Below are 25,410 nucleotides of genomic sequence, written 5' to 3'. Positions count from 1 at the left end.
AAAAGGCAGGGAGATTTTCCCCTCTGCCTTTTTTCTCTATCAAATTTATCATATTCTTTTTTATTTCTTTTATACTCTTTATTACTTTTAACATATTAAGTTGTTTTAAATATTAATGCTTCTATATCTTTGATATTTTTTACTACTTCGTATATTACATTAGATAGACTGAATTCCTCTAGTGAATATAATTTTTGGGCAAATATTATTTTTAGGATTTCTTTATTTCTTAATCCAATTTCGCGTTCATATTCTGTCTCTGCAAATTTTGTTTCGGCTATTAAATATAGTATATCTTGCTTTTGTCTATCTTGTTGTGAATTTCCTTTTTCGATTATAATTGCCCAATCAGGATTATATTCACCTATAGGTGTTGGGATTGTATAATTTCTTGGTAGTTTAATGAACAATTTTACACGGTCATATGCGTCGATTTCTTCAGCAAATTTTTTTTCAACATCTGATTCATATACAATTTCATCGTAGAGAGAATGATTGACTTTTATTGTTCTTACTCTAGTAGTCAACAACTCTTTAAATATATCTTCAGAGAAGACATCATCGAGTAATATATATTGAATATTATTTTTTTGCTCGTTTATTTTTTCCTTCAAAATAATATTTACTAAATGCTGAACGAACAGCATTGGGTTTAATAATATCTTGTATTTATTTTCCATCTTCTGTAATATTTTAATGACAGCTTTTTTTGTTAAGCCTGTTTCGTTAGAGGTATATTCTATCATTTTTTCGAGTAATTCGCTTAAATTTTCTTCTTTTCGTAATGTTGATATATCTGCACCACTTTCTATTAATTTATATTCTTTTAAATCTTCAAGTCTTATTTTTTGTGTTTTTATAATAGGTACAGGTATATCAATTGTATTTAATTGTTTAACTACTTCATTAATTATTCTATTTTCATCAAAATCGGCAAAAAAGAAACAGGCTTTATGTTTAATTTTGTTCCATAATGATTGAAATGTAGAACTATTCAGAATGTCTTGTTTTGGTTTGATAACTTTCTTCATTTTTGCATCTTCTATTGTATTAATAATTTCTTTTGCTTCCTCTTCTCCATAATCTTCACTATAATCTCTTTGCAAATTCATAATATATTCCCTATAGCTCTCGTTTGTTATAACTGTTAAAATATTTATATTTTCATCTAATATTCTTTCTCCTATCTCATTTACACATAGTCTTAGCCCTCTTCCTATTTCTTGTCTTCTCTTAATTTCTGATTTTGTTTCATTAAGTGTACAAATGTTAAAAATATTTGGATTGTCCCATCCTTCTTTGAGAGCAGAATGCGAAAATATAAATTCTAAGGGATTATCAGGAGAAAGTAAGCTCTCTTTATCTTGCATTATTAGTTTATATATTTTTTCATCTTCTTCTATCCTGTCTTCAGAGGTATTTTTTGAAAAATATCCTCCATGAATTCCATAATAAAAACCATTATTTGTATTATTTATTACATTTATATCTTTTTTTTCAGTAATTGCATCATACATTTTTTGTCTTATTTCTTCATTAGATAGGCTGAAATCTATATTAGGATATAGTTTCATATATTCAGGGTTATTTTTTACTATTCGTATAAAACTTTCTTCAAATATTTTTCTTATTTTCCCATCTTTTTTTAGATAGTTGTCTACACGATCAATAAAGAATAATGACAGGACTTTGATTCTATTATTTGGACGGTTATAACACAGTTTTAATTTTTTTTCTAAATGTTGTATGATAGTTTCTTCAATTTGTTTTTGAATAATTTCATCGTTGAAATTATAATATCCTATTTGATTACCAAAAACTACTTTTTGCCCATTTCGAAATTCTATTTTTTCTATGCTTATACGGGAAACAATATAATTGTCTCTGTATATGGGATTGTTTCCTGTTTTGTTAAATAAATTGTCACCCTGTTTAACTATAATTGTGGAAATAAGAGATTTGCCTTTTGATATTTTAATTACTTCCAGTTTGGCTTCAATGGTTTTTGATGTATTTTCAATGTCTACAAATTTTATATATGGCAGATTATAATCTTCTAATTCAAGGGAGTAAACTTCTATCTTTTTTACAAGCCCTCTCTTATATGCCTCTGAAGGAGACAAACGATAAAGCAAATTGTATTCACGCCGATGTGTTGCTGAATACCTAATAGCAAAAAGATAATCAAAACTTTTTAGTGCTTCGGATGTAGCTTCTCCTTCCATATTTTGTGGTTCATCCAAGATTAAAATTGGTTTTACTTCTTTTATGAGATCTATAGGAATTTCTTCTCCTAAACTTTCTTGAGGACTATATATTAAGTTTTTGTCTTTATTAAATGAAGCCATAGTCATTACTAATATCTGCGGATTATCTTTGGTAACAAAATTCCTTATAATACTCATTCTTTTACTTTCATATTCATAAAAATCATAATTTATTCCTTGAAAGAGTTCTTTAAAATGTTTCTGAGTAATTTCCAACGTTTTTAAAACTCCACTCTTAATAGCTACAGAAGGAACAATAATTATAAATTTACTAAAGCCATACTTTTCATAAAGAGATAAAATAGTTCGTAAATATACATATGTTTTTCCTGTTCCTGTTTCCATTTCTATAGTTAAATTAAGTTTCCCTAATTCATCATATCCTTCTATCAGACTAAGTTTGGGTAATTGATTATATTCCCTTACTTTGTTTATATTCTCTAAAATCTGTTCTTCAGGAAGAATAATAGGAGGATTTGGAATAATATAACCTATGTTGGTTACAAATGATAACTGTTGCAAAGAAAATTTTAGTGGATTTGTTATTTCTTTACCTACCATTTGATTAAATGGTTGTCCCTCAAAAACATTTATTACAGCCTCAATTGCCTTTTTTTGGTGTTCTTGCTTATCATCAAACTTTAATTTTAACATCTTTGATATGCAATCCTCCCCTTTACTATAGTGTTCTTACATTAATATTGTTGGAAATCAGCGATTGTAATATATGACTCTTCATTGCTGCCTGCAGAAAATAAAAGATTGTATTTGTATAATTTTTTTTAGATTTTATGATTTCAATCATTGTATTAGTATCTATCTCTTCGTCGAAACATACATATAGATTTTTATCATTTTTTTCTTCTACAATATAAAAAGTATTATTTCCTATGTTTTCTAATCGAATATGACTGTTTAATTCAAAACCTTCTTGTACAATTATTTCATATAAATATTTTTCCTTATGCTCTTCGTCTATTAGCCTAAGATAAAGTTTTTCTTGCATTGAGTTTAGAGTAATATTTATTTGTTCCTCATATATTTTCTTTTCTTCTGAAGTTGGAATACCACCAATATTAACAATGTTTTGCTCTAAAGATTTAGACTTCTTTATTAGGGATTCGGATAATTTAAATACTTTAAAACCTGTATTAAGATTGTTTGTTCTTATTACCCGTCTTATTCTTTCTTTAGCAATATCTGATATTGTTTTTAATTCTGTCCCATCTTTCAAAAATATTGTAGTAGGATTACCGTTTTTCTTTATTTCTTCAGGATATTGAATCAAAATAAATCTTCTATTGCCTCCATCTTCATTGTTTAATTCTAATACGGCCTGTGCAGTTGTCCCTGATCCTGCAAAAAAATCAAGAACAAAGCAATTTTTATCAGGGATTAAATTAATTAGGAATTTTATAAGATCAACGGGTTTAGGATAATCAAATACCTTTTGACCATCAAATAATTCTTTAAAACGCTGATGACTATTATTATTAGGGAAATCTAAAACAATAGTACCATATGGAGATATTCTTTCACGAGGGTTAAGCTCATTATCAACAAAAAGATATTCTTTGAAGTATACTTTGTAATTACCATTTACTTTCTTAAAAACTATCATATCATTTTGGAATCCCCATTTAACTTTATCTTCAGACCAACGCCATGTATAACTTTCATCATTTTCATCTCCACCCGGCCATATTTCTATATACTCATTTACAACCTCTCTTGTTATTTTTTTATTTCTAGGATTATAGATTAATATTTCCTGTCCGGGAGATAATTTTATAGGATAATCCATTCCTTTTGAATAGCTTAGCCCATCATCGTCCATTTTCCTTAAATAAAATTTACCCCTCTTTTCTAAATGCTCGTCTTCTAAAGTATATTTACTTTCGTCTGTTTGCTTTTTGTTAACTTCTAATTTACTAATATCTTTGGCATAGCATAAGCAATAGTCATGTTCAACTGCAAAGAAAGATGCATCTTGTTTGCCCGCTAAGTTTTGTCTTCTTACAAATGTTGCTACGAAATTTTCTTCTCCAAATATTTCATCCATAATACAACGCAAATGATGTACTTCATTGTCGTCTATTGATACGAAAATCAAACCATCATCAGATAGTAGATTCCTTGCAAAGAATAATCTTGGATACATCATGTTTAACCACTTTGCATGTTTTCTCCCGGTTATTTCTATATCGCTCGTTGTAACTTTTCCGTCTGCATTAATTTGACCTGTTAAATACAGATATTGTTTTATATTATCTTGAAAATTGTCGTTATAGATAAAATCGTTGCTTCCACGGTTATAGGGTGGATCTATATAAATGATTTTAATTTTACCATAGTAACTCTTTTGTAAGATTTTAAGAACTTCTAGATTTTCTCCTTCTATGAAAATATGCTCACTTGTATCAAAATCGATTGATTCTTTTTTTACTGGAACTAGAGTGCCATAAATTGGACTATGTATCATTTTTATTGCTTGTTCTAATTTTTTATACCAATAAAGCCCAAAACGTTCTCTAATACTTTGCTCCTCTTCTTTTGACTTTTCTGTATATACCAATTCCTTTAATTTATCTATATTTACAATTCCATCTTCTACAATTTCAGGGAACATTTTTTTTAAGATTTCTATTCTTTCCGTATTCAATTGCAAAACCTCCTTTTAAAACTTCCTGTTTTTTTATGTTTTAAAACTGAATTAGCAATTAATAATAATACAAGAAATATAATTAAAAGCAGGAGTAAATTGTTCCTACATTTTTTAAAACCCCAGATATTGTTTCTTTTTTATTGTATTAGATTTAGAGAAAAAAATATAGTTTTCTTTTTTACTAATTATATTTATTTAAAATGATTTTGTTTATTTTAAGATTTTAGTTCACGCATAATTTTCTTCCATATTTTTTCTCTTTTCATCGCCATTTCTATGAATGCTGCTGCGTATTCAGTTATGCTTCCAATTTCGTATTTTTTTCCTTCGTATTTCACTGCTATTACTCTTTCTTTATGTAAAAGCAGTTTTAATGCGTCTGTTAGCTGTATTTCTTCATTCTTTTTGGCATGTTTTTCAACTTCTTTTATTGCATCAAAAACGGTCGTTGTTAAGATATACCTTCCGTGTATAGCTATATTTGAGGGAGCTTCTTCTATTTTCGGCTTTTCCACCATCTCTTTTACTATGCCTGTGTTCTCGTCTATCTCCTCTATCTCTACAATTCCGTATTTGGACACTTCTTCTTTTGCAACTTCCTGCACCCCTATAATGCTGCATTTATACTTCTCATATGCTTCCATTAACTGTTGTATGGCAGGTTTTCCCGAGTCAATAACATCATCACCAAGAAGCACCGCAAACGGTTCTTTCCCTATAAAGGTTTGAGCACATAGTATTGCATCGCCAAGTCCTCTCGGTTCTTTCTGCCTTATGTAGTATATCTCCGCTATCTCCGATATCTCTTGCACAAGTTTTGCTTTATCCCTTTCTCCCCTCTTTAAAAGGTGTTCTTCTAATTCTATGCTTTTATCGAAATAGTCTTCTATTGCCCTTTTATTTTTGCCAGTTATAATCAATATTTCTTTTATGCCTGCTTTTGCAGCTTCTTCCACAACATAATGTATTGCCGGTTTATCAACAAGCGGTAGCATTTCTTTAGGCACGCTTTTCGTTAGAGGCAGCAGCCTTGTTCCATACCCTGCAGCAGGAATAACAGCTTTTCTTATCTGCATATTTCATATTTCAGCCCCTTTCAGTTTGTTTTTGGGGTCTCCTAATTAATATAATATGTTCAAATTAAAAAAGCAGGCTTAAATAGCTTGCTTTATATAGATTAGCTATTTTTGCGTGTTTTTACGCTTAATTTTGGGGTTTATAACCTTGTTTTTTGATAGCAAATAGAGAAATATATTCCATTCTCGAAAAGTGGCTTTAAAGCCGTTTTTATAGGGATTTTTCTTGCTAATTTTGCAGAAAAGGGAAAGTAAATATCCTTATTGCGGTTGCTTCATACAATATTACTGCGAGCATTATAAAGGGAGCATACGGCATATGCGTTTTCATGCCTGCTTTCTTAAATATAATCAGATACAATGAGTAGATGAACGAAAGTATAAATGAAAAGGATATGATATTTGCCATTTTTATAATATCAGGGTAAAATAAACTTAACATAACCGCAAGTTTTAAATCACCACCCCCCATGCCTAATAAGGCTAATATTAAGTAAATAAAAAATACTATAACGGTCGTTATTAGTATTGAAACAGGATTGTTTCTTTCTAATATATTGAAGATTATTCCTGCCGTTATTCCTGCTGCAATTGTGTAATTCTCAATTTCAAGCCTTTTTATGTCCGTATAAGCCGTATGAGTTAGAAGAAGATACATTATAATCTTTTTCGCTATAAGCATTGGTTTTTGCTCTCTCCTTTTGAACTTTATAAATTTAAAAAAATCCCTTCATAAAGAAGGGATTTTTACAAATCGAGTATTTTCGTTAAAAATTCTTTTGTCTCTATTCTGAAGTCCTTTATTTCTTCTTTTATTTCTTCTTTTCGTTTTAAGTCCATATTCTCAAAATCAAAGTTTAGTAAATAATAGTATAGTTTTAGTGCTTTTCGTATAATTTCGCTTTTATTCTTTTCTTTTAATATGGGATGGGTTCTTTCAACTTTTACCGTCACAGTAACAGAATCCTTTAATTTTTTTGTTCTTGGCATTTTAAAAATGCTCCTTTTTTTCTTTTTTTATCTCCTTTACAATATTGCCTTTGCTTTCTTAATGTATTCTAAATACCCTTTTGCATTGGCAAACTGCGGATCATGTATTAACTCTGCTTGTGGTATTATCTCTTTCATGCTGTTGTATAATTCCGATGCACCGCCACCTACCAAATACAGCTTTTTAACATACGTCAATTCATCTTCCCACTTCGATGCGATGCCACCCCTTATTATGTTCGCTATCTTCTTCCTTGCTTCCTCTTTATGCTTCGTTAAATCATATTCAACACCTTTATAAAACACTTTCCCCTCTTCGTATATTGTTTGTGCCCTTGACAGATCAAGAGAGTGCTGTTTTGTTATCTCAGCGAATTTCTGTGCCACTAACTCTGCTGCATCCGATATCCCTACCCTTAATGAGTCGGAATATGATCTTAACGGAGTTAATTCGTTCGGCTTGCATTCCAATAGTGTATAGTCGGTAGTATAATATCCTATATCTACTATCCCCATCTTCCCTTCCGTTGGTATCTGTTCGTTTATTGAATATATAGCAGAAAGCCCTTGTGGCATTACATAAACGTTTTTTATCTTTATTTTCTTTTTAGGCATATTTTCTCCTTCAACCTCTGCTTCCAAATTATTATATGTTTGTATAATGTCGTTTTTCTTTGTCCTGTATATGGATATGGGAAGGCCCAATCCCAGCTCGACTTCTTCTTCATCATTGCCTCCTGTCAGGTATATTCCTGCTAGCGTTAAGAATATCCCGATCTCTTCATTGTATCTTTCTTCATTAAAAGTCATATAGGATATTTTTGCATCCTTCTTTGCTGCCTCACCTATTGCTACTATTTCAGTTTTTTCATTATATGTGATTTTTAATACATAGTTCAGCGATTTGCCTATGTCTAATTTCTTCTCTCCTACGTACGCCATTACAGAAGGAAATATGATTTTCCTCCCATATTCAGAAATAGCTTTTGTGTAACCATTACCTACATCAACAGAAATTATCATTGCTTATTTTTTCCTCCCTTTCACATTTTTGTATTTTTATTTTATAATACCATATTAATATGTAAATGTCTACAAATTCTGTTAATATGGCTATTTTTACGGTATTACTTTATTTTCACCGCAAAAAAAAATTAAATAATTTTTGTCAGCAGAAAAGATACAAATATTATTAAAGCACCATTGTTGTGTGTATATTTTTTGTCTAGTGCTTTGTATATTTCCAGCCCTAATATTTCTGTTTTTATCCTTTCAAAAGTTGTTTTTATACCTTCTTCCTTTACAGCAAACAATATTGTTTTTGCAAGTGCTATGGTTAATATAAAAAAGCATAATATTATCGTCTTGCTCTTTAGATATGGAGTTAGTGCTAATATTAGTTTTATATCCCCTCCACCCATTTTGTACCCTTTTATAATCAGGTTTAAGAGTATAAATATTATAAAAACCCACTTTATTATTTCAATTATCATTTTTACGCTTATATTGTTTACTGCCAAGACCCACGCAACGTTCGTTATAAAAAGAGTGTATGAGATTTCATTGGGTATTTTGCGATATCTGCTGTCAAATAATACGGCTATTAGTAAAAATACCGTGTTTATTATCAATATTATCAATTCCTTGCTAATCTTAAATTACCCCCTTTTATTGTTTTGACCTTTTATAACTTTTTATTTATTCTATATACATTTTTATTTTTGTTTGTTATTTTCTCTTCATCTATTTTTTCCTCTATAATCCCAGCTTCTTTCAGTAATTTATCCAATATATCCTCTTCTTTTGTCGTCTGCATTTCTTGACTCTGTTTAATTCCATATTTTTTCTCTAATATTTTTTCGTTTACTATCTCATTATCGCTCTTTATAATAATGCTCATAGCATATTTGTTCAAGATATATTCTTTTACTGCGGAATATAACCTTAAATCCGGCAGCAATTCATTTTCTCCCCCTGCCTTCTTTGCTTCGCTTATTATTTCATCATATATGCTTGCTTTGACATATTTTTCGGGTGATACATTTATATTCCCTTTTTCTCCTGCTTTCCCTTTTGCTAATATCACTTCATGCGACAAGTTTGCCAGTTCGTATATTTCATTTATCTTTTCTCTGATTTTTACATCTTTCTTTTCCCTTTCTAAAATTAACATTACTTTTTTGTCAACGGTTGCCCTTATTTCTCTAATCTTTGATGTCATTCTCTTTATTGTGTCCTTGCATTTTTCGTATGCCATGTTAAATGTAATAATCGCTTTTTTGTATATTAGATTTGCATTTCTTCCACTTATAACTACTTTATCTCCTATTTCTTTATATATACTTGTTATTTTTTCTGATACATCTTCGTATATATCGGATAATAATGCTACTATTTCATTCGCCTTGTTTGCTGTTTTCTCTATAAACCTTTTTACTTTTTTCTGTGAATAGTCATAGGCATATTTTATATCGCTCTTAACCTTTTCAGCCGAACACGTTAACATAAGCCGTGTTTTTTCTTCGCCTTTCTTCATAAGCTCTATTGATGTCTGATAAAGCAGTAGTGCTTTGTATAATATCCTGCGTTTTATTATCTCATCTCTTAAATATGTCTTTACTCCTTCCTTTACTTTTATTATCCCTTCTGCTATATCATTTCTTGCTGTTAGAGCTGATTCTGATAATTTCTTCATTTCTTCTTCATATTTTTTTCTCCATTCTGTAGCCTTAATAATGTCCTCTATTTTTTCATCCGTATTTTCTTCTTTTGTAGTTCCATTTATTATTTTCTGCACTTCTTTTAGTTCATTATTTTCCCCAAAAAGTGCTTTCTTTAATCCCTTCTCTTGTTCAATTAGAGATATATCTTTTTCGTCCAATATTCCCAATCTCATTTGTGTCCCTCCTTTCTCTTATATTGTAGATAAATAATTAAAATTTACGTACAAAACATTATCCTTATGTTTTTTTGTTGCTTTTGCAATATTTTTAACTAACCTTCTATATTTTTCTTCTGCTTTCCTGTCTTTTCTTAAAAACAATTTAATAAAGTATGTGTATTCTTCCTCTGTTTCTGCCTTTTCTGCTTTAATTAGGTAATATACTGCTTCTTTTTTAAGACTGAATATTTCTTCCATTTCTTTTTTGTTCATTTCTTTTTTGCTTATGTTATCTGTTCTCTGCAGTTCTTTTTTCAATTATAGTTACCTCCTTATTTATTGTTCGCTATGTTTTTTATTGAAATTCCTTCTTAAAGTCAGCTCCTCCACCGATTGTTATTCTATACTCACCTGCAAATGGAATAATAAGCCGTTTATTTAATTGTATTCTTGCTACACGCTCATTGCCTTTCGTATATATGTTTATCTTTGCCCTATTCGGGTCTATTCCTCCCAATTTCAACTCATTTATTGCTTTGTTATAAGCAAAAGAATAATCCCCTGTTACCGCATATGCCCTTGCACTTTCCCTCGCTGCTACCTGCAATACCGTTGATTCCCTTACAAGCTGTGTGAAATACATATAGCCTACCGTTAGCATTATTAATATCATAAACATTATTGTTGTCTCTATTATTGCATTTCCTCTTTTTGATTTAATTATTTTCCTTATATAATCCAAATACCGCACCCCCTTTTTGTTCTCATTTTTTTTTGTTTTTATATAATAATACTACTGTTTTGACAAAAACATAGCTGCCTTATAAAAAGGGCAGCTATGTTTTTTGCATTTAATACTATTTTATTATATTTACACTTGTGTCAGAAGTTGTTGAGCCTACTATCTTAAATAGATTGTTTCCTATATTGCTTATTGTATTTATACCGCCCGATCTTACCCCCTCTATTTCTATAGACACTAATTGATTTACTTCAACTATCCCATCTTTAATATAAAAAGTAACAGTTACGCTTGTATCATCTGTTGTACCCGTATTTTTTACTATTTCATTAACTTGCGAACCATTATATTGCAAAGGAATTATATTGCCATTTACTTTTGCACGAATCTTGACTTGGTCAGTATTGCTTACATTTACAGTCATTGTAATATTATATCCCGTTTTTATCTCTACAGGTGTTGCTACAGGCAGATTTATAGGGAATAATAATTGTTTTGGTGAATTTACTATGTTATCTATTCTTGCTCCCAATATATATGCTTGATTAACTACCGTTACAGAATAGTTTAGCGTATTACCGGCATTGTCTTCTAATACAAATGTATATGTTCCTGCATTTGCAACACTATAGGTTGCACTTGATCCGTTCACATATGTGTTGTTGGGTAATTTTATCCTTTTTACCCCTGATAATGTATCTATTGCATTAACAGTAATTACAAATTGTCCGTTGCTTCTTGATACGTTATGACTGCCTGACGGAGGGGTTTTGTCTATTTTATAAGGGCCATAAGTGATTGTTGTGCTATTTCCTGCCCTGTCTTCTGCTTTTGCATGGATATAATATATACCTTCATTTGTTATTGATATTGATGCAGTTTTTGATGATCCTGTTCCACTTGCATTATTCCATCCACTTGATGGAAGAGTTGATTGGCTTGTGACAGAATATTGTGCATATTTGAATGGATCAGATGAACCGACATATTTGCCTGCATCAGATATGGTTAATTGAGCACTTATATTTGTATTTCTCCAGTTATAGTTGGTATCACTTATACTTATCTGTGGTATGGTCGTATCTATGTATAACGTCATTTGCGTACCGCCTGATACTACTCTATCGGTTATTACAGCTGAACCCGCCGGTTGTGTACATGCACTATCAAGATAGTCCCTTACTTCTACTTCTATTTTACAATCCTTGGCCCCTATGCTTGCAAAAGCATCTCTTGGTATAAATGCTGCCCCTTGAACATCTGTATTCTCTGAACTTACTATGGTGCTGTTGTTACTCCAGATAATGTTTACCGTCGCATAAACATTGTTTGATAAATCTTTCAATCTTACAACGCCTTTTTGCCAATTTTGCCTTGTATATCCTGCTTTGTCCTGATCTTTCATATTTATCCTTACCAGTATTCCATATTTTTGAGCTTCTGTTGCACCTGCATACAATCCATCTTCATATTTCTTAAATACAAGCGAAGGAGATACTCCACCATAATAGCTAAATGTAAAATTAATAAATTCGCTACCGTTTGTGACAGATACAATAGGACTAAAATTTTTGACTATCGTTATTTGTACTGTAGCTGTAGTGCTGTCATGGTATACTGTTCCATTATATGTTAGGATGTTCGATGCCATTAATTGCAACTCATACGTTCCGGCAGCATTATCTGGATTTGTATTCCCGGTTTTAAGCGGGTCTAATGTATTTAAATCAAATACATAACCGCCGTAGCTATTTGCTTTTACTCGATTATACAATGTTACCCATGATGATGTGGTCGGAGATATTTTTCTAATCTGTATCGTGTAATATACATCTTTTGAAGGATTATCCTGCGTTCCATATCCGTCTATATTCTTGTCATAGCTTATTACGCCTATTCGAAGGGCTTCTCCGTTTTGAGCGACTCCAATGCCCGGCACCAATGCTGTTGGTACTGAAGGGACATAGTTTTGATGATTGTAGCCGGTATTTGTATGATAAGCCCAATCATCATGGTCGCTATGCCCTAATGAGTCAGAATGGGATGGATTTTGAGTATATTTATCCCAATGTGAATTGGGGCTATCATTATGAGAAGAATATGTTGAGTCGTAATGGCCTTGCTTATGCGAACCATTATAATGCGAGTATGTGTCGTCATGTCCGGTGCTGTTTGTGTGGTTAAAATGCTTATATGTATTACTGTGTGAAGTTGTAGAATTACTGTGGTTTTTATGAGAAGTATTACTGTGTGAATGTCCATGTGTGCTTGGATTGTTGCTATGGGTTGATGTTATTAATTGTTGCGTTACGTTCCTTTGCTGATTGTAATAGTTGTCTATAAAATTTTGCCATTCGCTGTCGCTAAAGGCTATTAATGCAAAAGCAAGTTGCTTTATTAACGGTAGTTCTGCAAACTTACAGCACATTATTTCTTCGATTATCGCTATTTTGTCAGGAGGTAACAATATCATTTATAACTACCTCCTTTAATGTTTTTATTAGACTAATTTTGCGATTTGTTTTGTTTTTTTCTATAATTTCTTTTCTTTCTTCTCCGTTATATCCATATGGTGTAATCATATTAAGGTGTGTTTTGATATTGTTCTTTTTTCTAAAATAGTGATGGTTTATTTCTTTATGCAGTAAATATTCCGCTGAGGAAAATATATCATCATTTTGTTCTTTATTAGTTATTACTATGTTTACCATGTCTCCTATTAGTTCTTTTATTTCTTTAATGCTGTAATAGTTTTTATCTGTTATTATTTCCAATGCTTTCGGATTTATGTTTTCTTCTTCATAAAAAATAATATCTTTCACAATGTTATATATGCCTTTATAAAAATTTATTGCAAAATAACAATAATCAGGGTCAGGCTTTTCTCCATTACCATTTGTTTCTATTGCTGTTGCATTGCATCCCCCGTGACATATGCCAAATAGTTCGCATTTTGAACAGTAGTTTGCCATCCTTTTTGCTTTCTCCTCTACATATATCCTGTATTCATAACTATTGTATAATTCCTTTAAGCCGTTTACTTCATGTACATTTCCCATTTTATATTTTTCCGGCATATATCTATCACATGGGTAAACATCGCCATTTGCATTAAAATTTATATATTGCCTTTGGCAATGAGTATGATTGCATACTGTTCCGGTGCCATTAACTACCATTTGCAGATATTCGGCACATGTTCTTTCGTATATGCCATTTTTATCCCTTAGCCAATATTTGAAGAACTCTAAGAAGTTTTCCGTATATTTTTTGATGTCTTCGTTATTTCTGGGTAATAAATTATTTTTGTCTGCTTCTTTGGTGTAAAAAATAGTATTAAAGCACGGCCCTACTTTTAGACTTTTGTAATATTCATATTTTTCTTTTAGAATGTAACTGCTTTCTAATGTTATTACATCGATTATTCCTATTTCTACTCCCTTTTCTCTTGCACTTTTTATAATATCTGCTAAATCATAATTCTTTTTATCTTTTTCTGTGGGCCTTATCTTGCTTTGCTCAAGTGCGTTGTAGCTCATACCAATTTTTATATTATAAAAATTGAAAATATCATACCATTCATCATCTTGAGATACATTTATTCCGTTAGTCATTATGTTTGAGTCTATTTTTAACATAGGATACTTGGATATGATATTATAAGCTTTTATATACCATTCCTTGCCGGCCATTGTGGGTTCTCCGCCATGCCATATTAATTCAAGCCTTTCTGTGTATTCACTAAGCATTTTAATTATTTTCTCCAATGTCTCATGTGACATTACCAAATTCCCATATTTCTTTCTAGCGGGTTTTTCATAGCAATATAAACAATCCATGTTGCACATATGTGTTGGCTTTATTAAAGCCGTTAATCTCTTTGTCACAGGTGCTACCGTATGGTATTTTTTATTGATACAAAGTAAAAAATTGTTAATAGATTTCTCCGACATTTTGTATAGTATTTTATAATAATCCTTGGCCTTTTCCGTATATATTTTTATTTTCTCGTCATTTAGTTTGTTGTTAAAGTATTTCCATTTGTTAATGTCATTTTCTTTTGATATTATTTCTATCTGTATAAATTCATCATCTTCTGGATATCCTATTGTTGAAATGTAGTTTACCTTAACACCGTTTTTTTGTAATTCGTTCAGTAAAAAATAATTTAGTGAAGTCATTATTCCACCACCCTAAAAGCCTTCTTGATTTCCTCTAATGGAAGATATGCGTTTTTTATAAGAATGTCTATAATTGCAGGAGGAAGATATATGTAATCTGTAGGAGATAAGTTCTTTACAGCTTCAAAAAGTTTTATTTTATAATCTATTATCTCTTGTTGTGACTTGTTATTGTCTATGAAAACAAAAGGTATGGGGAAGTTATCATTAAGATAATCATCATATCTATCACAGAGTTTTATTTCTTCTTTTACAGTTTCAGCATCTATATTTATGTTTGTCAGTATTAGTTTCACTATGTTGTCATTAAGAGCGTTTCCTATATATTTCTTTTCATCTTTTTTTATTTTTTCGTATACATCTCCATTTTGTTCTATAATGAATTTTTTAATCATGCTTCGAGAATTATACATTTTTATGTTCTTTATTTGGTCTTTTTCTTGAAAAAGTGTGTGTATAAATATTTCGTCCATCTTGTCCAAGTTTTTAATATCAATTATGTTCTTAATACGGAAAGGTATTATACAGTAATTAGCACCTATCATCTCTAACAATGATATTTTGTTTTTTATAGATTCATCTTCTCTTTCATCATCACTTAATTTTATCCCAATTAATTTGTTATTTTCTACGCAATAGCAGCTGAAATCTGCAAGTATTTTTTCTTCTGTTTTTATTATCGCTTTTGGCTCTAATAAATAAAAATTTGCGTAATCAATATCGTACTTTTTTATTTCGTCCTTATATTGAATGCATATATTAATGAAACTATCTGTTGTTGTAAAAAAACTTTTAATTTCTTTGCCTATCTTTTCTGTTAATTTCTTGTTCTCAGCAGCATTTATTGTTACAAGTATCATTTATTTTCCCACCCTTCTTGAATGAGAATACATTGTTTACATTAAGTATTGTTGGTATTTTAAATAATTCTTCCCTTTTGATATGCTCTAATCCCTCTATTCCTATGCATGTATATGTTTCCTTCCATATTCCTATACAATTGCTCTCTATCGCACATTCATAACATATTTCTGGTTTGTAGTGTATTTTTTCCCAACTGCTTATATGATCTTTAACATATTTATTTCCCGGATATTTTACAGATACTGATTCGTTGATTTTGTAGTCTGTTAGTCTAAAATTGCTTGGTAAATCATATATATTTCCTTCCTCATCCCTTATTGCACATATTGGTAATGCTTCAAATTCAATTATTAATTCTGGATTTTTATATGCTATTTCTGTTATTTTTTTTAACTCTTTTCTTAACCACTTATAAGGGAATCCTCTTTTTCTTACTTCTTCAGGGGATATAAGTTCATACCCATCTAAGTGCGGGTATGATATTGCAATAAAATCAACCCCTTCTTTAAGCAGAAATTCTACTGTCTCTGATAAGTAATTTAGATTTTTCTGCGATAATACTATTTCAGCCCTTGCTACTTTTTTAAAGTCACCATATAAACTTATTAACTTTTTTATTGATTCCATTGTTTCTTTAAATGGATTTACTTCTTCATTATTTTTTATGCCGGTAATATCGTTGTGGATTTCTTCAGGCCCATGTACCGCTATAACGTAACTTATTTTTAATCCCATATTTTTTATTTCATCTAAGTATTGAGACAGTTTTCTTCCATTCGTTTGTAAACATATTCCTTTATCTTTATACCTTTTATTTATGTATTTCAATATGTTTAAAAAGTCAGGTCTTATTGTTGGTTCTCCTCCTGTCAGGACGATTGTATTGCTTTCTTTAACATCTGGACTGTCTATTGTTGCTATTATCTCTTTATACGTATAGTCCATTTTGTTTTTCGGTGTCATCATTTTATATGGTTCTACTACACAATGAAAGCATTTATTATTGCAGGAATATCCTAACTTTAAATCAAATGTTTTCCTTTTCATTATTCATTGTACACCTTCTTTCATCGTTTCCCTCTTAATATATATTTTTATTTCTCCTTGCAATCTTTTTATAAATATGTCTAATGGCATCTCTACTCTTCCTATCTTGGGATCAGTCCAATAGATCTTTTTATTATCGTCTATTTTTACATCAACATTAAATGCATCTTTCGTTTTTTTCTTTCTTTTTATGAAGCTTAAATAATCTTTAAATAAGGCATAATCTCTATTATTAAGTTCAATGTGTTCTATCATATGCGAAAATCACCTTTTAAAAAGGTGTTTCCTCCTTTCTATGTTTTATTTGTTGTATTTTCTTATTTCGTTATATTTTATAGGTTTGCCATCTATATTTTTTGAATGTATTTCCCCTACTATTAGATATTCACTTGATACGCATAATGCAGTATAATCATCGTTCTTCATTATAACTTTCCTTTTAATTGCTTTGCCATCTTTTATTTCGCACCGCACAATTTCATCGTAGACTTTTGGCTTTTTAGCATTAAAATCAACAGCAATGTGAACATAATATAATGCCTTACTTTTACCTTCGTTTACGATTGATATATTAGACAAGCCCGTGTCTTCTGTTACAACAGTAATGTTTTCCCCCCTCAACCCACTCATTTTTAATCTTCCGCTGTCTGAAACATCTACAAAGTATAATTTTCCTTCGTTCACTATTATAGAAGATGCTTCAACGTTCTCCGCAAATTTAATAGTGTCTCCGTCTTTTATGTTATATCTATATATTCCTTTTTCATTCTCTTTAGCGTAGTATATATAGTTCTTATATATGAAAAAGTTTTTAATAGATACAGGTATAATAACTTCTTTGTTTGTTCCATCTTTCTTAATCCTACAAAGATTTTTCCTATTATCGAGTGATACGTAATATAAATAATCACTTTTGCCCCAAAGACCATATGCATTTTCTTTTGCAATTATCTTTTTTTCTTTGGTTATCTTATTGTAAGAATATATCCCTACTACTCCATCATACTCTGTATTGTCTATTACCATTCCTCCATATTCTCCTCTTGTCACATAATATACATATTCTTTATCTATGTATATTGAGGATGCGTCAACTTTTGTTATCTCTTCTATCTTTCCTGTTTTTTTGTCTTCAGCTACAATTCTGTTATCCCCTAGCATATTTTTTAATTGTGGTTCTTTATACAAAACATAATAATATTTTTCATCGTCTTCTCCTACTAATCCATAATTTACAATAGCCATAGGATTTTCATAGGGATTCTTTGCTTCGCCATTTTCTATCAGTTCATTAGCTTTCTCTGCTATTTTCTTCGCTATTTCTTCTTCAGATGTGCTTGGTTCTATTTCTACTATTTTATTTTCGGCATCCCATTTTTTGTATAAATTCAATGCTTTGGTAATATCTTCAAGCGGAACGTATGTTTTGCCATTTATTATATATGCATTCTTGCTTATAAGATTATTTGATATATATATGTTTACTTTCCTTGTATTTATTAAATATATGCCCGTTATCAAAAACACAATAATTATCGCTAATACAATAGCAAAATGTACAGTCCTCTTTTTTGCAACCATAATAAAAACAACTCCTATCTTTCCTTAATAGTTTTTATTATTAACTTACTTTTTTGAGTGTTGCAAGTGCTGTTAAAACAGCCGTTATTACATCTTTTAAGTATTCTTTATATATTTCATCGCATTTATTTATAAAACTATAAAAGATTTCTTCATATGATGTTTTAAAGGATGATAATATCAGTTCATTTCTGTATTCTTCCATTGCATTCTTGGCATAAACCCATTTTTGTAGCATATAAGTATTTATAATTTCTTCTGCTGTTCTAAATATTAAATCTTTCCCATATTCCTTTGTCCTATTATATATTGCCGTTTCTATTTCGGTTTTATTTCCTATTTCTTTTGTTATTCCCTTTATATCATTGTCTCTTATCTTGTTTGTTATAATCTCTTTGTCTTTTTTTATTCTTAATCTAAACTGCTCTATTATATCGTCAAATATTGTTTTTATATATCTTCCTTTTTCCAAGTTTTCTTGAACTTTTTTTTGAGCATTCTCAATTATTCTAATTCCCATTTTGTTATTATTTTTCTCTATTGCTTTCTTTATCTTATTGATTTCTTCTTCTTTCATGTAATAAAAAAGCTCATCTTCTAAGGAGGCTAAGAATATAAACTTGCCGGGATTTCCTTGTCGTGCAGTTCTTCCCCTCGCTTGCCTGTCTATTCTCTTGCTTATACTGTAGCTTGTTATTATTAAAAATAATCCTCCCGCTTCTAATGCTTCATCTTTTATTTTTATATCTGTTCCTCTGCCACTCATGTTTGTCGTTACTGTTACTTTGCCTACTTCGCCAGCATTATTTATTATTTCTGTTTCATTAATCTCACCTTTTGATGTCAGTAATGTATTTTTTATCCCGGCTCTTTTTAATTTTAAATGTATTAAGTATGCTTCGTTATCACTTTCTGTAATAATCATTACAGGTTGATTACTATTCCTTTCTTTTTTAATCAATTCTATTATGTATCTATGTTTTTCGTTCTTTGTTAAAAATATTTTTGGTTCAAGCTCTATATATTTTTCTTTTTTATATGGTTTTATCTTGATAGATGACATACCGTATATTCGATTTAATTCCCATTTTGAATCCATTATTGTCCCACTTGTGCCGGATATGTTTTTAAACTTCCTGAAAAATATTGGATATGACATTGTATAGCATATAAAAGGCTTTTCTGTTATTGCTACTTTTTCCTTTACTTCAATCATTGTGTGTAAATCTGATTCAAGATAGCTGTTTGGCATAATTCTTCCGTTATACCTGTTTATTAAAACTATTTTTCCATCTTCTATGATGTAATCCTTGTTTTTTCTGTAAAGGTATTTTGCTTCAAGAGCTTTTAATATCATTCTTGTCAAAAGCATGTTATTATGTAGGTCTTCTCCTATTATTTTGCTAATGTAGTCGTACCCTTTCTCTGTAAGATATACGGTTTTGTTGTAAGGAACAATAATGAAATCATATCTACTTTCATCTAAATTATTTTTTATAAAATCTCCAAATCTTATCCTTTTGCCTTTCATAATATTGCTTATTTCATAAATAAACTTATAAAAGTTTTCGTCTATTCTTTCACTAATTCCCGGTAATGATACAGAAAACGTGCTGTTAGAACTATCTATTAATATGAAATCTACTTCGTCAAGTATAGCCCAATCAAGCGGTATTTCTACATCTAATAATCCTATTTCCTTAAATAAATAGTCAAATATAAAATCTGATGATGAAGTGTATATAACATCTGCAGAATATATTTGCCGTTTATCTTTATCGTGACTGTTTATTGCCACCTTTAATCCCATTGATTCATAATACTCTTTTAAATACATTCCATCACGACGTGCTAAATAGTTATTTGTAGTAACTACATATACCTTCCCTTTTGTTGCCATATATGGCACTGAAAGAGCTATGGCAATAGTTTTCCCTTCGCCTGTATTCATTTCTACGGCTTTCCCTTTTGCTAATTCTATTGCTCCCTTTATTTGTGTTGTATATGGTTTAATCTTTATTTTCTCTTCTATCTTTTCTACCGCTTTTGCTATGTATTTTTCTATTTCGTTCATTGTTGTTGTTGACCCTCCTGTTTTTAAGGAGTTATACCCTTAATTGTGTGTTGTGACGTGCTTACTGCAATTATTGAAATGCTTTTCCCAAAAAGAAATGTTTTGTAATCGTACCTTGCTATTGCAAATACAGACGGTTTGGTTACTGTTACTTGTATTGTTTGGGTCGTTATTGAACTTGGGATTTCACCTATATTCGGTATTTTTGCTTGAGTAGTTGATGTGTATATTTTAATAAAGTTTCCTTTATATGCGAGTCTTGAGTTATTAAAGATATTGCTTGTATTTGCGTTAAATACATCATTGAATTTTTGCTGAACATCTGATATGTTTGTTACTTCTACAATGCCTTGTGCAAGTTTATCAGGATCAAATTTCATCGCCAAACAAGCAGATTTTGTTGCTGCGTCAAGTGCTATTTTTAACTGTTTTGAATAAATATAAATATTTGTTATGTCCTGAAGGGAAAGGAAAATAAAAGGGAATAAGACCATGAAGATTATAACTGTCATAATTATAAAACTTCCATCTCGGCTTTTTAAAAAAGTGCTTGTTTTTGTTATCATTTCATTATCCCTCTTATTTTACTGTACTTTTTCGCTCATTATATACCCTTCCACTTGGTAATACCATCTTGTATATCCTTGATACGGCAGTTCCGTTAGTCCGTAACCAATTATTTTTAATAGTCCTTTGTACAGTTTTACATCATCATCTGCAGGATATTTTATTTTTATATAAATCATTGGGTCTGGATCAGTTTTGTATTTTATATTTGTGTCGTCTGTATTGCTTTCTATAATTACTTTGCTTATATCAAATCCTTTTAACTGAAGTTCTGTATTTATCATGTTTTTAACGGTCATTGTTACTCCTCCGTTTACTGCTGCATAATGGAGTGCTATTGCTTTTGTGTCTTCAAGGAGTGCTTTCTTGTAATTTAGCGAAAAATTTACTGCTGGGAAAAACATAAAAAAAACTATTAATGTAGAACATATTATTAATTCCCATATTGCTACGAACCCTTTTTTATTATTTACCCTGCTTAACATTTTTCATCTTCTCCCATTATTTGTTTTAACTATTGCCCTACTACTCTGTTAGTTATGGTGTTTGTTACATTTTGGCTTACCCCTTTTATTGCAGGCCCCATTATACTTATTATGCCAATAGCTAATGCTGCTGCTAATACTGTTATAATAATAAATTCTATGCTTATAACTCCTTTTCTTGTTTTAAATGTGCTCTTTATTTCATGTATGGTCTTATATATCCATTGCATATCGTTTCTCCTCCTTTTATAAGTTTTTCTTCTCACCTATATAATACAAATATAACACACACATAAACAAAAAAGAGGGCACGTGCCCTCTTTTTTATTGTGAAAGACTATTTATTGAGTTAGTTACTTTTGTGCTGATAGTGTTAGTATTAGTTTGTGCATCGCTTTTTACCTTGTTTCCTATTATCCCTATTGCACCTACGGCAAGTGCAGCAATTAATACGGCTATTATTACGGTTTCTAATGTTTGAAATGCCTTCTTTTCACCTAAAATTTTGGTTAAAATTTTCTTTAGCATAATTAAAACCTTCCTCCTTTTATTTTAATTTTAAATTTTATCAATTTTAAAATAATGATATTTTTATAGTTTTCATGAAATTGTATATCCAAGGGGCTAACCAAATAATACCGAAACTTATTAATGGAAATACCATAAGTATAGTCATTAATATCGGCTTTCTCTTTATTTTTTCTTCTGCTTCTAATAATTTCATCTTTTTATAGTGATCTAGGATGCTTTTCATTATCTCTATTGTATATGCTTTTTCAGATGATTCCATCAAGATCATAGCTCTTGCTATCGTATCAAATTCTTTTGTATTAATCCTGTTAGCAAGATTTTTAATAGCATTTTCTGGATTTATATAGTATTCATTGACACAGGTTATAAAATGATTTTTTAGATAATTTGTTATAGGAATAATAGAGGTTAAAATTTCAAAAACGGATGTTGTTGCAGCTTCCATCATTAAAACAAGACACCTTTCAACAAGAATCAGCTCATCATATATCGCCTTCCTTCTATGATTTGCCATGTATAATAATATTAAATTAGGGATATTATAAATAAAAAGCAGCACGATTGCTGCCTTTAGCAACGACCATACATATCCTATAATAGTTGTTGTTAGCGGAGACTTATTTATTATTTCTTTTACTATTACGCCTCCCTGATTTAATGTTATAGAATTGTTATCCATCAATTTTGTTGCATCACTTAAAACTCCAGTTACTTCTTTTGCTTGCTTTGTTATTGTGTTTGTTGCTATGTCTATTATATATGGTATTTTATGGGCCATTAGCGAAATGCCAAATGTTAATATAAAAATATATACAAGGGATATTTTAAGAGTGAATACAGTTTTTGTACTTAAACCAAAAGGCTTTCCTGCAGTATATACGAGTTCATCCATCCTTTTATATTTTGGACTATTTTCTTTAGGTATAAATACTTTTATGAAGTTAATAGCCGATAAACTGTTTAATATTTTTGTAAATAAATTAGCCTCGTTACTATTTTCAATGGCTTTATAATAGTTGTACCTGAAATTTGATAATTTATCCTTGCCACTCATTAATGAAGCTATAGCTATTAAAATTACTGCTATCCTGAATCCCCACAGGTATATTAATTCTATATTATTATAACTCATTTATTCATCAGCTCCATTTTTTAACTTTCTACAATCATTTGTGTTAGATAAAAGGATATTAGTGTTAAAATTACAGTAATCGTAAGGAGTATTTTGCCCGTTGCTGTATTTTTGAAAAACTCTATGCTTTGTGGATTTAAGACAATATTAATGACCAAAAACAAAGGTAGTAGTGAATTAATTACAGTATTTGTTAACCTCATCGTTGTTATTTCTGTTTTATTTTTTTGTATTATTATTTTTTCGTTTGTAATGTCTTCTCCCAATCTTATTATATATGGCACTAATTCCCCGCCTTTTTCATAATATATGCTTATTAGGTTTGATAACATTTTTATCCATTTATTCTCTACTCTTATTTTAAATTTGTTTAATGCTTTTGTCGGGTTTTCTCCAGTATGTATTGCTAAAACCAATTTTTCTAGTTCATATCTTAATGGTGGTTCTATTCTTTTTGTTGTTTTTTCCAGTGCTTTTATCACACTCTTTGTTGCTGCAAGTTCCGATGAAAATATTTGAATAAAATCTAATACCTGTTTATCATAAGCATCAATAGCCCTATTTTTTATTTCGTTTATTATCATTAACGGTACCCATAAAAATAATATTGTCATAGGAATGAATATATATATATTACGAAGATATATCGTTAATCCAAAGGAAATAAAAAGCAAAAACAATTGTATTTTTATAATGTTTTCTGCCGATATCTTATCATTGTTTAAGTATGCTAGTGCCTGTTCCATATTGTACATGTATTTCCTTAATATCCTGCTTTTATGTATAATTGCATCTATTATTTTCTCTTGTTTTCTGTTAAATCCTAATAAACGTTTTATTCTTCTTTGTGAGAATATTTCATATACTTTTATTATAACGAATACTAAAATACCTGCTATAAATGTTGTATATGACATTTTTGTAAAAAGAGATTCATTCATTGTTATAATCCCTCCAATTCTTGTATAGATAAACCATAAAAGTTCAGTTTATTTCTTAATTTATCACTTATATTCCCCACTTTTTCAAATTGTCCTATATAAGGTTTTTCCGGGTCTATTTTGTATAAGAATATATCATTGAATCTATATTCTTGTGTTTTAAAATCACTAATGACTTCTGTTATCCTTGTTACTCTCCTTACCCCATCATGCATTCTGTGTATTTGTATTATTACATCAATTGCAGACGCTACTCTAAATCTTAATTGTACAGGATCTCTTCGTTTGCCATCTTCGTTAATCATTTCTGCGATGTCATCTATAGCTGTTTCCGGAGAGTTTGTGTGTATTGTAGACATACTTCCCGGATGCCCACGTCTCATTGCACGTATCATTTCGTCTGCTTCAACTCCTCTCGCTTCACCAACAATTATTATATCGGGTGAGCTTCTTAGGCATTTCCTAAAAAGATCGTTTAACGTAATGTTTAATTCTATATGTTCCTCATATGAGAATATATTTCTCTCAGGATATATTTCTTCAAGATTTAATTCAAAATCTGTTTCAAGCGTACCTATTCTCAATTCAGGGTTGACAAAGTTTATAAGCCATTTTAACAGGCTCGTTTTGCCTGCTCCTGCTTCACCAATGATTAATATGTTCGCTCTTCCTTTTACGATCTTGCTTAGCCATTCTACCATTTCTTCTGTTAATGTTCCTGCTTTTATCAAATTATCTGTTGTTGGACTAAATGCCTTAAATTTTCTTATATTTATATATGGTTTTTTAGCTACTGGAGGTATTAGTGCGGTTATTCTTGTCCCATCCTTTAATTTTGCTTCATGCATTGGTTGCTGTGCGTTTATGTCTATTTTGTCTTGTGCAAGTAGTAATCTTATTACTCTTATTACATCTTCATCAGATTTAAAACATTTGTTAACTCGATATTTTTTACCCATTTTTTCTATGTATATATGACTGGCTCCGTTTACCCATATTTCATTTATTTCGGGATTTTTTATTAAATCATGTATCGGCCCATAACCATAATTTTCTTCGTATATCTTTTTGGTATATTTTTCGATTCTATCAATTGGTAATGTCCTATGTTTTTTTGATATTATGTCTTTAATCTTGTTTTTTATTATTTTTTCTGCATCTTCACTTCCAAGGGAGGCTTCTATCATCGTTTCATGATGCATTTCTACTTCTTTGTTAGTCCCTATGTAATTTGTTAGCATTTCAATAACTTCTGTTTCTATTTGCTCATAAAGACGATCCTCTAAACCATCTTCATAATAACATGCTTTTTTATGCATTATTTTATTTATATCAAATTTTTCTTCCTGTGTTTCCCCTATATAATATTTTAAGTTTTTCATTATG

General features: G+C 30.2%; 24 protein-coding genes. All 24 read right to left on the bottom strand.

What is annotated here, in order from left to right; translation table 11 throughout:
* Positions 1–95: 95 nt before the first annotated feature.
* Positions 96–2,921, bottom strand: a complete 2,826-nt coding sequence (locus ACPLVF_RS02105) for a DEAD/DEAH box helicase family protein (protein ID WP_424906173.1) — start codon at positions 2,919–2,921, stop codon at positions 96–98.
* Between the two features lie 25 nt (positions 2,922–2,946).
* Positions 2,947–4,929: a site-specific DNA-methyltransferase gene (locus tag ACPLVF_RS02100; protein WP_424906172.1), complete on the bottom strand. Its 1,983-nt coding sequence runs from the start codon at positions 4,927–4,929 to the stop codon at positions 2,947–2,949.
* A 218-nt stretch (positions 4,930–5,147) separates the two neighbouring features.
* Positions 5,148–6,008 carry a UTP--glucose-1-phosphate uridylyltransferase GalU gene (gene galU / locus ACPLVF_RS02095; protein ID WP_424906171.1) on the bottom strand — a complete coding sequence of 287 codons (861 nt, stop codon included), beginning with the start codon at positions 6,006–6,008 and terminating at the stop codon, positions 5,148–5,150.
* 229 nt (positions 6,009–6,237) lie between these two features.
* Positions 6,238–6,690 carry a prepilin peptidase gene (locus ACPLVF_RS02090; protein ID WP_424906170.1) on the bottom strand — a complete coding sequence of 151 codons (453 nt, stop codon included), beginning with the start codon at positions 6,688–6,690 and terminating at the stop codon, positions 6,238–6,240.
* 65 nt (positions 6,691–6,755) lie between these two features.
* Positions 6,756–6,998, bottom strand: coding sequence for a hypothetical protein (locus tag ACPLVF_RS02085; protein ID WP_424906169.1), 243 nt, complete (start codon positions 6,996–6,998; stop codon positions 6,756–6,758).
* Between the two features lie 36 nt (positions 6,999–7,034).
* Positions 7,035–8,021, bottom strand: coding sequence for a hypothetical protein (locus ACPLVF_RS02080; protein ID WP_424906168.1), 987 nt, complete (start codon positions 8,019–8,021; stop codon positions 7,035–7,037).
* A gap of 131 nt (positions 8,022–8,152) precedes the next feature.
* Entirely contained in the window at positions 8,153–8,629 is a 477-nt protein-coding gene (locus ACPLVF_RS02075; protein WP_424906167.1) for a prepilin peptidase, read from the bottom strand.
* 53 nt (positions 8,630–8,682) lie between these two features.
* Positions 8,683–9,894 (bottom strand): hypothetical protein, encoded by a 1,212-nt coding sequence (locus tag ACPLVF_RS02070; protein ID WP_424906166.1) that lies wholly within the window; start codon positions 9,892–9,894, stop codon positions 8,683–8,685.
* 18 nt (positions 9,895–9,912) lie between these two features.
* Positions 9,913–10,197, bottom strand: coding sequence for a hypothetical protein (locus ACPLVF_RS02065; protein WP_424906165.1), 285 nt, complete (start codon positions 10,195–10,197; stop codon positions 9,913–9,915).
* 37 nt (positions 10,198–10,234) lie between these two features.
* A complete protein-coding gene (locus ACPLVF_RS02060; RefSeq protein ID WP_424906164.1) occupies positions 10,235–10,621 on the bottom strand; it encodes a TadE/TadG family type IV pilus assembly protein in 387 nt (128 codons plus the stop codon).
* A gap of 115 nt (positions 10,622–10,736) precedes the next feature.
* A complete protein-coding gene (locus tag ACPLVF_RS02055; protein ID WP_424906163.1) occupies positions 10,737–13,094 on the bottom strand; it encodes a hypothetical protein in 2,358 nt (785 codons plus the stop codon).
* Entirely contained in the window at positions 13,075–14,802 is a 1,728-nt protein-coding gene (locus tag ACPLVF_RS02050) for a radical SAM protein (protein WP_424906162.1), read from the bottom strand. The genes ACPLVF_RS02055 and ACPLVF_RS02050 overlap by 20 nt, the downstream gene beginning before the upstream one ends.
* A complete protein-coding gene (locus tag ACPLVF_RS02045) occupies positions 14,802–15,662 on the bottom strand; it encodes a hypothetical protein (RefSeq protein ID WP_424906161.1) in 861 nt (286 codons plus the stop codon). The genes ACPLVF_RS02050 and ACPLVF_RS02045 overlap by 1 nt, the downstream gene beginning before the upstream one ends.
* Positions 15,634–16,713 carry a radical SAM protein gene (locus ACPLVF_RS02040; protein WP_424906160.1) on the bottom strand — a complete coding sequence of 360 codons (1,080 nt, stop codon included), beginning with the start codon at positions 16,711–16,713 and terminating at the stop codon, positions 15,634–15,636. The genes ACPLVF_RS02045 and ACPLVF_RS02040 overlap by 29 nt, the downstream gene beginning before the upstream one ends.
* 3 nt (positions 16,714–16,716) lie before the next feature.
* Positions 16,717–16,968, bottom strand: a complete 252-nt coding sequence (locus ACPLVF_RS02035; RefSeq protein WP_424906159.1) for a hypothetical protein — start codon at positions 16,966–16,968, stop codon at positions 16,717–16,719.
* 45 nt (positions 16,969–17,013) lie between these two features.
* The gene (locus ACPLVF_RS02030; RefSeq protein ID WP_424906158.1) at positions 17,014–18,294 is read right to left on the bottom strand and encodes a DUF5050 domain-containing protein; all 1,281 of its coding nucleotides are present in this window, start codon (positions 18,292–18,294) and stop codon (positions 17,014–17,016) included.
* 40 nt (positions 18,295–18,334) lie between these two features.
* Complete coding sequence (locus tag ACPLVF_RS02025) at positions 18,335–20,368, bottom strand: hypothetical protein (protein ID WP_424906157.1); 2,034 nt, start codon at positions 20,366–20,368, stop codon at positions 18,335–18,337.
* Positions 20,369–20,391: 23 nt separating this feature from the next.
* Positions 20,392–20,934 carry a TadE/TadG family type IV pilus assembly protein gene (locus ACPLVF_RS02020; protein WP_424906156.1) on the bottom strand — a complete coding sequence of 181 codons (543 nt, stop codon included), beginning with the start codon at positions 20,932–20,934 and terminating at the stop codon, positions 20,392–20,394.
* An 18-nt stretch (positions 20,935–20,952) separates the two neighbouring features.
* Positions 20,953–21,420 carry a hypothetical protein gene (locus ACPLVF_RS02015; RefSeq protein WP_424906155.1) on the bottom strand — a complete coding sequence of 156 codons (468 nt, stop codon included), beginning with the start codon at positions 21,418–21,420 and terminating at the stop codon, positions 20,953–20,955.
* A gap of 29 nt (positions 21,421–21,449) precedes the next feature.
* Positions 21,450–21,650, bottom strand: coding sequence for a hypothetical protein (locus ACPLVF_RS02010; protein WP_424906154.1), 201 nt, complete (start codon positions 21,648–21,650; stop codon positions 21,450–21,452).
* A gap of 94 nt (positions 21,651–21,744) precedes the next feature.
* A complete protein-coding gene (locus ACPLVF_RS02005) occupies positions 21,745–21,948 on the bottom strand; it encodes a hypothetical protein (protein WP_424906153.1) in 204 nt (67 codons plus the stop codon).
* A 46-nt stretch (positions 21,949–21,994) separates the two neighbouring features.
* Positions 21,995–23,083: a hypothetical protein gene (locus ACPLVF_RS02000; RefSeq protein ID WP_424906152.1), complete on the bottom strand. Its 1,089-nt coding sequence runs from the start codon at positions 23,081–23,083 to the stop codon at positions 21,995–21,997.
* Positions 23,084–23,103: 20 nt separating this feature from the next.
* Positions 23,104–24,024, bottom strand: a complete 921-nt coding sequence (locus tag ACPLVF_RS01995; RefSeq protein WP_424906151.1) for a type II secretion system F family protein — start codon at positions 24,022–24,024, stop codon at positions 23,104–23,106.
* A 2-nt stretch (positions 24,025–24,026) separates the two neighbouring features.
* Positions 24,027–25,406, bottom strand: coding sequence for a CpaF family protein (locus ACPLVF_RS01990; RefSeq protein WP_424906150.1), 1,380 nt, complete (start codon positions 25,404–25,406; stop codon positions 24,027–24,029).
* Between the last annotated feature and the right edge of the window lie 4 nt (positions 25,407–25,410).

This window comes from Thermovenabulum sp., assembly GCF_049701175.1.
Lineage (GTDB): Bacteria > Bacillota > Thermosediminibacteria > Thermosediminibacterales > Thermosediminibacteraceae > Thermovenabulum.
The sequence above is the reverse complement of the archived record's forward strand: the minus strand, read 5'-3'. Positions and strand labels throughout refer to the sequence as shown.